The organism is Niallia sp. Sow4_A1 (assembly GCF_052116745.1).
Lineage (GTDB): Bacteria > Bacillota > Bacilli > Bacillales > Cytobacillaceae > Niallia > Niallia hominis.
Genome location: NZ_JBQKKM010000002.1, coordinates 200,658 through 211,884, shown reverse-complemented (window position 1 = coordinate 211,884; position 11,227 = coordinate 200,658). Strand labels below are relative to the sequence as shown.

General features: G+C 34.3%; 10 protein-coding genes. 3 read left to right on the top strand and 7 right to left on the bottom strand.

Features of this window, described 5'->3' with window-relative positions; all coding sequences use genetic code 11:
- The 4 genes from ACTQ5K_RS02170 to ACTQ5K_RS02155 all read right to left on the bottom strand — a co-directional run.
- A partial coding sequence (locus ACTQ5K_RS02170) for a UPF0236 family transposase-like protein (protein ID WP_441993465.1) occupies positions 1 to 726 on the bottom strand: 726 nt, incomplete at its 3' end.
- Between the two features lie 175 nt (positions 727 to 901).
- Positions 902 to 1,519: a hypothetical protein gene (locus tag ACTQ5K_RS02165; RefSeq protein ID WP_441993463.1), complete on the bottom strand. Its 618-nt coding sequence runs from the start codon at positions 1,517 to 1,519 to the stop codon at positions 902 to 904.
- 124 nt (positions 1,520 to 1,643) lie between these two features.
- A complete protein-coding gene (locus tag ACTQ5K_RS02160; protein ID WP_441993461.1) occupies positions 1,644 to 2,708 on the bottom strand; it encodes a diguanylate cyclase domain-containing protein in 1,065 nt (354 codons plus the stop codon).
- Between the two features lie 240 nt (positions 2,709 to 2,948).
- Positions 2,949 to 3,455 carry a CBO0543 family protein gene (locus tag ACTQ5K_RS02155; RefSeq protein ID WP_441993459.1) on the bottom strand — a complete coding sequence of 169 codons (507 nt, stop codon included), beginning with the start codon at positions 3,453 to 3,455 and terminating at the stop codon, positions 2,949 to 2,951.
- 607 nt (positions 3,456 to 4,062) lie between these two features.
- Here ACTQ5K_RS02155 and ACTQ5K_RS02150 point away from each other — a divergent pair.
- The gene (locus tag ACTQ5K_RS02150) at positions 4,063 to 5,616 is read left to right on the top strand and encodes an ABC-F family ATP-binding cassette domain-containing protein (protein ID WP_441993457.1); all 1,554 of its coding nucleotides are present in this window, start codon (positions 4,063 to 4,065) and stop codon (positions 5,614 to 5,616) included.
- Between the two features lie 158 nt (positions 5,617 to 5,774).
- On the opposite strand, the gene ACTQ5K_RS02145 is transcribed toward ACTQ5K_RS02150, so the two are convergent.
- Positions 5,775 to 7,157, bottom strand: a complete 1,383-nt coding sequence (locus ACTQ5K_RS02145) for a DUF4367 domain-containing protein (protein WP_441993455.1) — start codon at positions 7,155 to 7,157, stop codon at positions 5,775 to 5,777.
- The gene (locus tag ACTQ5K_RS02140) at positions 7,120 to 7,680 is read right to left on the bottom strand and encodes a sigma-70 family RNA polymerase sigma factor (RefSeq protein ID WP_441993453.1); all 561 of its coding nucleotides are present in this window, start codon (positions 7,678 to 7,680) and stop codon (positions 7,120 to 7,122) included. Before ACTQ5K_RS02140 ends, ACTQ5K_RS02145 begins: the two co-directional genes overlap by 38 nt.
- 456 nt (positions 7,681 to 8,136) lie before the next feature.
- Between ACTQ5K_RS02140 and ACTQ5K_RS02135 the strand changes: the two genes are divergently transcribed.
- Entirely contained in the window at positions 8,137 to 8,769 is a 633-nt protein-coding gene (locus ACTQ5K_RS02135; RefSeq protein ID WP_441993451.1) for a LysE family transporter, read from the top strand.
- Between the two features lie 270 nt (positions 8,770 to 9,039).
- On the opposite strand, the gene ACTQ5K_RS02130 is transcribed toward ACTQ5K_RS02135, so the two are convergent.
- Positions 9,040 to 9,990: a glycoside hydrolase family 43 protein gene (locus tag ACTQ5K_RS02130; protein WP_441993449.1), complete on the bottom strand. Its 951-nt coding sequence runs from the start codon at positions 9,988 to 9,990 to the stop codon at positions 9,040 to 9,042.
- 926 nt (positions 9,991 to 10,916) lie between these two features.
- Between ACTQ5K_RS02130 and ACTQ5K_RS02125 the strand changes: the two genes are divergently transcribed.
- On the top strand, positions 10,917 to 11,183 hold the full coding sequence (locus ACTQ5K_RS02125; RefSeq protein WP_441993447.1) for a hypothetical protein: 267 nt from the start codon (positions 10,917 to 10,919) through the stop codon (positions 11,181 to 11,183).
- Positions 11,184 to 11,227 lie beyond the last annotated feature (44 nt).

Below are 11,227 nucleotides of genomic sequence, written 5' to 3'. Positions count from 1 at the left end.
CCAGCCTGCTCCATCGCCATTAATAATAAGCAAGGTTTGGGTAGGATCATACGCATAATGATTCTGTAAGAACGTTTCAAAGGCTTCCCAAAAGGGTTCTTTTCCTTCATAGAGAAAATGCCTTTTATTTCGGAGTCTGACTCGCTTTCCGTTTTCTTTCCATCCCTCGTGTACAGCGGCGAATTTCAACTCCCATCCACGCTTTTTCTTTTCTTGACTCTTCACATATAATCCATCTACTTCGACAAACAATACCTTTTGAAAAGGGCATTTTTCCTTAGCGGGAAGGACGCTTGTTTGAAGAAGATGTTGCCGTAATGCTTCGTGGCTCATCGCCGAATAACCTAAAAATTGTTCGAACGTTTCCACCGCCTTTCGATAGGAGGAGCCCTTTGTCGCTAATTCTAACCCCCATTCTTCTAATAGTGGACTAAACCCTTTATTCCCTTGAAACTGTAAGTAGTGATCTAACAGACAAATATATTTTTTGGTCACTCGATCGAAATAATAATTACGCTTCAGCTCCACTGCTCCAAACGCTGTATCTACTCGTATTTCTCGCTTATCTCGTAAAGCAAATCTTCTTTTGTCTCGTTGCTGAGCAATCTCTTGATCCCAATTTTCTAACGTTTGAACAAGAATTTCTTGAAACGTCATTTGGAGTGTTCGAAATAAAGTTTTTTCCAATTCTTTTAATGATGGTAATTTTATGTTACATTCATTCATGAGAGCCTCTCCTTTTCGTAGTGTTCTAGGCAAACTCTACTTTACAAAAGGAAGCTCTCTTTTTTAATACTTAATTTTTTCCAGCTACCGCGCTTTCGCTTGGTGGCCTTTTTGTCTAGTTGGGGGACTCGTCCCCCAACTAGACAAAAAGGATATTTATTCTCCCACAAACATTTTACTCATACTTTCTAATCTCATGGGCAACAGCAGCTGCAAGTTGACCAGATGTCTTTAGACGCTCAGATTGCTGAATTTGTTCATAATATAATTGCTGCTTTTTCATTCGCCCATTCGTTAAATAAAAAATAAAATAGATGATAATTTGGCTCGCAATAAAGTTTAAAACATTTCCGATTAAATCCTGTTCTAAATAACTATATTGAGGCTCTTGGTTCGTAAACATAATGTAACCAAATAAAAATAAAATTAATGCCCCATTTAAGAACAAGGTAAAATAAAAAAGCATTGAATTAAAAAACAAGATGGATAGGGCTGGTATAAAGCATAGTAAAATAAAGTTAGACCCAGTATCTGGGTAAAAAAGAAAAAGGGAATAGAAGTAAATTGATGCTAATAAGATGATACTTATTCTAAAAACATCTGTTTCTTTTTTGGGATAAAGTAATAAACAAATAGACAAACTGAACGCCCATATAAGTTGAAATATAAACCCCCATCCACAATTGCTTACTCGTGGATTATCAATAAATAACCCACCAAGGATAATAGCTATAATAGCCCAAACTACAATATAGTAAATTTTTATATTAAAGTTATTTTTAATCTCCTTCATGGATACCCCTTAATCTCTTAATCTTTATACACACTTTAAAATATATCACTTTTTTGGAATCAAAGGAGTATATATAACTATTTTTTCACCATTTTGATAGGTTGTCTTAGTTTTACATTAGCATTTAGATGCCGATATCAAAAAACTGAAAATTATTTTTACCACGTTTCTTTGCATTATACATCGCTTTATCTGCAAGCTTCATTATAGTATCAAGATCATTTCCGTCTTGAGGATAAAGAGAAATTCCAATACTAAATGTTACTTGATTAGAATAGTCCGAAATAAATAAAGGCATATTGTCGATTATTTTTTTTGCTATTAATATACAATCTGTTTGTACAGCATTGGGGAGGATTATGATAAATTCATCCCCTCCAAACCTTCCAACTACATCTTCTTCCCTTATACAAAGTTTAAGGTATTCACTAACTTGTTTTAATAAGAAATCTCCCTTAGCATGTCCATAAGAATCGTTGATTTGTTTAAAACCATCTAAATCAACAAACATAATCCCGAAACTTTTATTGTTTTGTTTCGATTCTTCAATCACTTGATTAAGCCGCTCCAGCAGACTTCTGCGATTTGGCAGCTGTGTTAAAGTATCTAAATAGGATAAATCCTTTAACCTTTGGCTATTTTTTTCCTGATCCGTTACATCTCTTGCTATTACTTCTCTAGCCGGTTCCCCATCGAACAGAATATAGGTTGATTTCGCTTCAATGTATCGAATAGTTCCATCTTCGTCATATAAATTAAAATGATGGATTTTAAATTGCTGATCCACCTCATATTTATCACTTGATGATTTTAAGCTTTCATAAGATTTATCATTCAAAATTCCCTTCCAAGGCAAATTGATCAATTCAAAAGGTTCCTTAAAGCCAAACAATTTAGCTCCTGCATCGTTTGAATAGACAAGGATTCCTTTTCGATGAACGTAAATAGCTTCTGGTGAATGATCAAGTAATCTTTGATACTGCTTTTCTTTGTCTGCTGACTGACGAATGATCTTTCTAAGAAGGACCATAAGTAAGATGAACAAAAGAAATTGGAGAATTTGAACTGCAATAGTGACAATCATTTCCCACGTTTCTTTTGAACCAGTAAATCCAACAATCATTTCCATAATTGCTAAAGCTACTAATATACATAAAAGTCCTTTTATTTTTTTTACAAAAAAATTCATATATATTCTCCTAAAAGTAGACCTTGTTCAAGCTTATACTAGAGACCTTAGTAAAGAAAAGCGAAAGATATCACAAATTTCTATTAGTAAGAAATCTCCAATCTTCTACTGAAACAGAAGATTGGTTCGATCCATTTTTTTATCAAAAACCGAATAAGTAAAACTTAATATATATGCAGAAAAATAATGACTGAACTACTGCACCTGCATCTAAGCTTGTTCCTGCGCCTCTTTTCAAACCTACTCTATCGGTATGTTAAAAATAATTATAAAGAAAATAATAACAGCAGCACTTACTACATACGTCAGTCTTGGTTTAGTATGATGCAAAAGAAGCATTGGAAACATTAGAAAATAAAATAGTAAGGACCACCACATTGTCCAACCATTAGTGTGTGACATATTCTGTGTCAAAACAAATATATATTCACCTATCATATAAACAAAAATCCACTTTAAAACAAAAATTACTTTTGCTAAAATTGTTTTTTTGATTGAATAATTCGACAAAAATAACAATGCTGTTGCAGGTAGAAATATTAGGGAATATGTTAAATTAGTTATTAGTTGCGAAAATAACGGCCAATCCGGTTGATAATTCCACAATTTGAAATCACTGCAAATACAATGATATAGGAGGTCGCATAAACTAATAAATAACATGGTAGTGTGATATTCTCGCCATTTATGGACAGTTCGATATTTCCAATTAAGCAAGAGGATAACAATGTTCACAAGTAAATGCATATTGGCTTCTCCTTAAGCATCTATATTTAAATATTTATTTTTTATTTTTACCAATATCTGTATTTTTATCCTATGCTCACCAAAGGGAGTTATTCCCATAAAGGACCATCCTAAATAAATTCCCTTCTATTTATAGCCATGTTATCTTAATTAAGGTGATAAATATTATGATAATAAAAGATTTATTTTCTAATCTTGCAATATTGGTATCATTACTTTTTTGTATACAAATATAAAAAAAACCATTAAATCGTCAATCTTCGTTAAATAGAAGAATAACAATTTGGATTGTAGGAGGTATGATTGAAGACATTTTTTCTTACTTGAAGTAGATATTGAATAGTAAAAAATAAAACCAATTATTTCATTTTTTATTCACCAAGTCCCATATGGGAAAACCTCCTATCCTATTGTATAATAGACTTTTATCCTAATGTAAAATGCCTAAGTGTATACAATTCAACAATCTCTTTCATTAAGCAAGGGAAGACTTGAAGTTATCCACAAAATTGGATTACATTTTGAACAAATTATAAAATGGAAGTTAGAAAATCTAGTCTAAATTTAGTATGATATCCACATGTGATATAAAAGAAGGGGTTAAAAAATGAGCGTATTAAACGTACAAAACTTAAGCCACGGTTTTGGTGATCGTGCGATATTTAATGATGTGTCTTTTCGACTTTTAAAAGGGGAACACGTTGGACTTGTTGGGGCAAATGGTGAAGGTAAATCTACTTTCATGAATATTGTTACCGGCAAGCTACAACCTGACGAAGGTAAAGTGCAGTGGTCACGAAAAGTTCGTGTTGGTTATTTAGATCAGCATGCTGTACTTCAAAAAGGAACAACCATGCGTGAAGCTTTGAGTACTGCTTTTCAATATCTTTTTGATGCAGAAGCAGAGATTAATGAGCTTTATGCAAAAATGGGTGATGAAAATGCCGACATCGATGCATTACTTGCAGAAGTTGGAGAGCTACAAGAAACATTAGATAGTAATGATTTCTACCAAATTAATTCAAAAGTGGAGGAAGTGGCTCGTGGTCTAGGATTAGATGATGTTGGACTCGATCGAGATGTAGCTGATCTTAGCGGTGGGCAACGTACGAAAGTTTTGCTAGCTAAGCTATTACTAGAAAAACCTGAAATCCTCTTACTAGACGAGCCTACGAACTATTTAGATGAACAGCATATCGAATGGTTGAAGCGTTATTTACAGGATTATGAGAATGCATTTATCTTGATTTCACATGATATTCCATTCTTGAACAATGTTGTTAACTTGATCTATCATATGGAAAACCAAGAGTTGAATCGCTATGCTGGTGACTATGATAACTTCTTAAAAATATATGAAATGAAGAAACAACAGCTAGAATCTGCTTACAAGCGTCAACAACAAGAAATTGCAAATTTAAAAGATTTCGTTGCTCGCAACAAGGCTAGTGTCGCAACTCGTAATATGGCAATGTCCCGTCAAAAGAAACTCGACAAAATGGACATTATTGAATTAGGGAAAGAGAAGCCAAAACCAGAGTTTAAATTCAAAGAAGCTCGCGCAGCTAGTCGTTGGATTTTCACAGCAGAAGATCTTGTTATTGGCTATAACGAACCACTTTCTCGCCCGCTCAATTTGAAAATGGAACGTGGACAAAAAATTGCCTTCGTTGGTGCAAACGGTATTGGTAAATCCACTCTTTTAAAGAGTATTCTTGGATTAATCACCCCCATTTCGGGGACCGTAGAACGCGGTGATTATCAACACATTGGCTACTTCGAACAGGAAGTGAAAGAGTCCAACTACAATACGTGTATTGAAGAAATTTGGAGCGAATTCCCAAGTATGAATCAGGCTGAAGTTCGTGCTGCTCTTGCAAAATGTGGATTAACGACAAAACATATTGAAAGCAAGATTGAAGTCCTTTCTGGTGGCGAAAAAGCCAAAGTTCGTTTGTGCAAAATTTTAAACACAGAAACAAATTTATTAATTCTCGACGAGCCTACCAATCACTTGGATGTCGATGCAAAAGAAGAACTGAAGCGCGCATTAAAGGAATATCGCGGAAGCATCTTAATGGTATCCCACGAACCAGATTTCTATCGTGAAATTGCAACTGATATTTGGAATTGCGAGGATTGGACTACGAAGGTGTTTTAAGTAAAGATGAAGGGGTAGCCAAATGAAGAAAATTTCACTTGGCTACCCCTTTTGTTATTGTTAATAAAATATGACTTCTATTGGCTAAGCTTATAGAGGCGGAATAATTTTAAATATTTTCCATTTCCAACAATCAAGACGGATTATGGAATAACGAATTATTGACGAATATCAATCCACCAACGATCTTCCGCATTCATATCTTCCGTATCATTCCCCCCACTGTAATGGAAAGCATCAAGGAAGATGGAATCGAGTTTATCCTCATCTACAAAATAACCTAAGTGAACCTTTATCGTTTGGCCAGGCTGGATATTTCCAATATTGTAAAAGCCTTTTCCTTCTCCGTGAGGTTCTAGATAATCCACTTCTCCCGTCATAATACTGTCTTCAGCGATTCCAACTTCTCCTGCATAGTTCCATGCATTCTTTTCAAATTTAAGCACTTGTAAGGACGGATGCATATAGATTTCTTCTGTTGCCTGTTTACCAATATTTTTCACAGTTGTTGTCAGGTAAACAAATTTCAAATTAACTAATTGCGTCTCTACTAATTCGTCAACAGTGTCTTTCCCATTTCCTACTTTATATGTATCCCGTTTGTATGGTAACAATTTATTTGTCTGATCTAAAGCCTTATTCTCACTTAGTATTCCTAGTCCCAACTCATTAAAGTTCCCTATTTCAAAATCTTTGATGGAATTAAAGACTTCAACTTTTTCTATCACATATTCAAGTTTTTCCATTTTTTCTACATCTACGGTTACTGGAACCGTTTGACCTACTCTAAATAATTGGTTGCTGTCTTTTTTCAAAGGAATAACATGAGATTCTGTCGGTCCCTTTTCTTTACTAAAAAGAGATCCATCATAATCCACTGTGTATGATGCCTTTTCTTCTGTTGTTGCTTCAAGTGAAAGACCCTCTATGACTTTCATCATTTGTTCATCACTTACATCATTTCCAACATAACTTTGTATCATCATCCCCTCCTCTTCGAATAAGAGAAAGACCTGTCTATCAAATATTACATTTTTGTTTCCAGTATCTTTATTCACAATCACTGCTTTCCGACCATTGATCTCCTTTTCTTTGTAGCCCTTTGCATACAATGTTTGAAAATCAGAATTCCCTCCTAATCTCCATAAAATGAATGAAAAGCCGCCTTGTGCATAGTTATCTTTAAAAGAATATTTCATACCAAAGCTATCGTTTGCTTCCATATTTTCTGGTAAATAGCCGACTTTCATCTTGTACCAAGTGTCTCTTTTATTAAAAAGCTTATTTATCACTGAAATATTCACTTCATAATTTTGTTTTTGGACAATCATATCATAGGCTTTTACTGCACCAAAAGCTGTTGTCGGTATGCCAATAAATAAGCAGGCAGCAGCGATTAAAATGCGATTCCTTTTACGCTTGACCTGCTGTTTTCTTAAACCAGAGTCCAATGAAAAGTTCGCTATAATCGTATTAAGCTTATCAGTCGGAACATGAATCATATCAATGTCTTCCTTGAACGATGGAATTTTGTCTGTCATCACTGTAAACCCCCTTCATTTTCTCCTTAAGTTTGTCTAACCCGCGCCGAATATTCGTTTTCACCGTTCCCTCTGGACATTTAAGCATCGAGGCAATCTGTTTAACCGTATAATCTTGATAATACCTTAACAGTAAAACCGTTTTATATTTTTCCTCTATTTCATCCAATGCTTTAAGAAGATCTATTTGTACATCGGAATGGAAAGGTGAGGTATCACTAATGTTTTCCAACACTTCTGTATTGATTGGAACTACTCTCTTTTTCTTTTTTAATAAATCAATTGCTGAATTTATCAAAATACGCGTCATCCATGTCGAGAAATATTCATCATTTTTCAACTTTGACAGTGACGCAAATGCTTTGTACATAGTTTCTTGAAACACTTCTAATGCATCATCCTCATTCCGCATGTACACATATGCCATCTTGTACAATTTTTCCTTCTCATTATGAATTAATGTCTGAAATGCATCTATATCTCCTTTTTTTGCTTTGGATATTAACTTCAACTTAGTTTCCAATGAGGCACCTCCTTTTTCGTTTTCAAATATTAGATAAAACAGACACAAAAAACGATTCAAATAATACTTAAATTTTAATAAACTGGGTAAGGTTTGGTGATTAAATAAACACATTGCCTTTAGGGAAATTTCAATAATTGCTCATTTTATACCCAAACACTAACAATTCTCTTTTATATCCTAAAAAAAATTGCTCCACAATCAGGAGTCCGATTTTTCCACAGTCCCTTCAGGAGCACAAGTCTATTTTCCAGATTTAGGACCCAACATGCCAACAAGAGTAAGAAACTAGTTAATCTGGATGATTATAACAGTTTTTCTTCTAAAAAAGCAGGCAAATCTATTAAAAAAACTTATTAAAATCTAAGTAGTGTTTAATTTTTATTTATTAAGATGTATAATAATTCATATAAACGGACGAAAGAAGCAATCTTATGAGTTGAAAGAAGTGTTTATGTGAGTTTGTATTTTGCTTATGTAATGGTGGGGCTTGCTATTGCAATGCCAGTAGGGGCAATTACAGTTGAAATGACGAAACAAGGTTTGAAAAATGGCTTCATGCATGGGTGGGCCGTAGGTATTGGAGGAATGACGATTGATTTGCTACTTATTTTAGCACTCTATTTCGGATTAGCTAAAGTATTGGCAATTCCCTATATACAAATGCCATTATGGATTATAGGAGCAGTTTTTTTATTTATACTAGCCTATGATTCTATAAAAAATGCGGATAAGGATATCACAATGGCAGGCGAAAAAGTCAATAAATCGCTTGTTACAACATATCGAAACGGTTTACTTGTAGCTGTTTCTCCTGGAAATTTAGTATTTTGGATTTCCGTATTTGGAACTGTATTAGCAGATTCCTATGTAGGAAGTGAATCAATTAGTTTTATCATTGTAGCAGCGGGAATTATCACAGGCATATTATTACATGATATTGGTCTGTTAACAATTGTTTCCATTACGCGAAAAATAATGAATCGTCAAATGATTAAGTGGACATCTATCGTCGCAGGAATTTTATTATTTGGATTCGGCTGCTATTTCTTATATGAGTTTTACATAGAAGTTCAATCGTTTTTTTGATTTTTCAAAAAGGAGCTTTAATTGAATAAATTGCTTGTCTACAAAAGAACTCTTAAATGGGTTCTTTTTCTTTTTTTCACAATTCCTAAAAAAATCCCACTCCGAAGAGTAGGACTTGTGAAGTGTTCATGTTGTACAACTATTGTATATCGATCCTTACTATCTTATGTAACTAATTTAGTAAAAGTATTGGGCCCTACCTCACCATTTACTTTTAAATCATTATCTTTTTGGAATATTCCCTTACTGAATTCCTCTGTTCCCTACTTATCACTCACCAGAAGGAATGGTAATCGGTGCTGATGTACATAATGGGACTCCAAAATTAGGAGAACCATCGGCATTCCAATTAAATTTTTGAATTCTAGTACTTCGTCGCTGGCTTCCTCCTTCTGATTCGGAGATAGCATGATAAACAATCCAATCTTCTGTCCCATCAGGAGATTGTGTAAAACTATTATGTCCAGGAGCAAATACCTTATTTTCGATACTTTTCTTAAACACAGGCTCTGTAGATTTAAGCCAAACTTCGGGATTCATGACATCCATATTCTCTGAGGTTGTTAACATACCCAAACTATAATCATCAGACCAAGTGGTACTAGCAGAATAGACTAAAAACAACTTATTATTCCTCTTTAACATTACTGGTCCCTCATTAATCGCCATTCCACCTTGCTTTTCCCAATCATACTCAGGTTTTGATAATAATACATTGGGACTAGTAAGTGTCCACGGATTTTCCATCTCAGCTATATATAAAGCTGATCCATACGCAGGAAAGTTCCCATATCCAGCATATATAAAATAAAAACAACCTTTATGTTCAAAAATCGTTCCATCTAAACCAGGATATTCTGTATTTACATATCCTCTATCTATCCAATTCCCGTCAAACGGATCCTCTGCCGAATTCTCTAGCACAAATATCTTCCTTGATTGATCATCGCCTATCCCGTCATTTGCCGTGAAATATATATACCATTTCCCATTTATCCGATGAATTTCTGGAGCCCAAATATTAGCACAATTGATTCCTTCACTCGGAGCAGTCCAAATCGTTTTACAATTTCCTTGTTCCATTCCACTTAATGTAGCCGACTTCCATAAATCAAGCCTTGTCCTTTTTGTTACCATAAAATAGTAAGTATCTTTATCTTTATACACCCAAGGATCTGCCCCATGCTCTAGAATCGGGTTATAAAAAGTTGTTTTCTCCATAACTTCCTCCTCTTACCACGTTTTTAAACCAGAAAACTACATTTCAAATAAACTTTTAATAAAGCCTTTGAGTTAGAATTCGAAATAATGAGAGCTTTAGTGTAAGGAAAGGTTGCATCAGAAAGCGTTTACAAATTATAAAAAGGCTAACGCTTGAACACTTTCTGCTTTAAATAGATATAGCCTCTCTTTTAATAAAACAAACTAAATGCTATCACATGATGCCATTTCACATTATGGTGGCTTCTGGATTTCAACAGCTGCCTCAAAGAAGAAAGAGTAAGCTCTGTTTCTCCATTGTATCCCTCTTTGTTTAGGACCTCGTTCCTCCACCTTGTATAATCTTAGCCGCTTATGATATTTCTATCTTAAATAATCCTCGAATTCTATAACATATCCCTTCTCTCACCTAAAGTTACCCAATATATTTATTCTCTACCGCCTCTTTCTTTTCCTTTTAAAATTAACAGGGAGTATATGAATAGGCTACACTTTTTTAGGTCAAGTAGATTATGATTCCCCCTTTTCTGAAGGCGTCATATAACTTGAGAACCCTATTAATTTTTGCTTCCTTATCTTTTGCCACGCAATCACCCTTAGTAGATTCCAACCAATTCTATATACCTATAATATCAAATAGATTAGACAGAATCTGTCATACCTCCAAAATTTTATCCAGTAATTTCAACAAAAAAAGGACAAGCGAAAACCTATTTCACTTATCCTAAAACTATTATCCTTGATAACTCATTCATCAATTATCCAAATGACTCATTTGATATATAATAAAAGAAAAACATCCGTAAGGGGTGATTGGTTTTGAACCTTCTCACCACACGTATTGCCATCATACTCAGCCTGTAGTGTCTAAATTTTCTTTGGGGGACTTTTACAGGCTGAGCCTTATCCCAAGGAGTTGATGGTAATTGAAACCACATCAAAAGAATCGAAGTCGTGCTTATTATCGACATCATCGAAAAAGAGTCATTCAACGTAAAATAAAAATTGCGAAACAAATTGGATGGCATTCTCGCTTTACTGGATTTTTTACTAAAGGAAAGGTTCATTGTTCCTGCTGGATGTGTTCTCAAAAGACGTATAGGGATGGATTTCCTCATTCCCAAGTCATCCAATTGGAACGCCTGAACAGCCAATTAGCTGATTATTATAGTGAAGAGGAAAATAACCTATAACCTCATTAAAGAAGAGCAGTTTGGATTTTCTGCTCTTCTTTGGT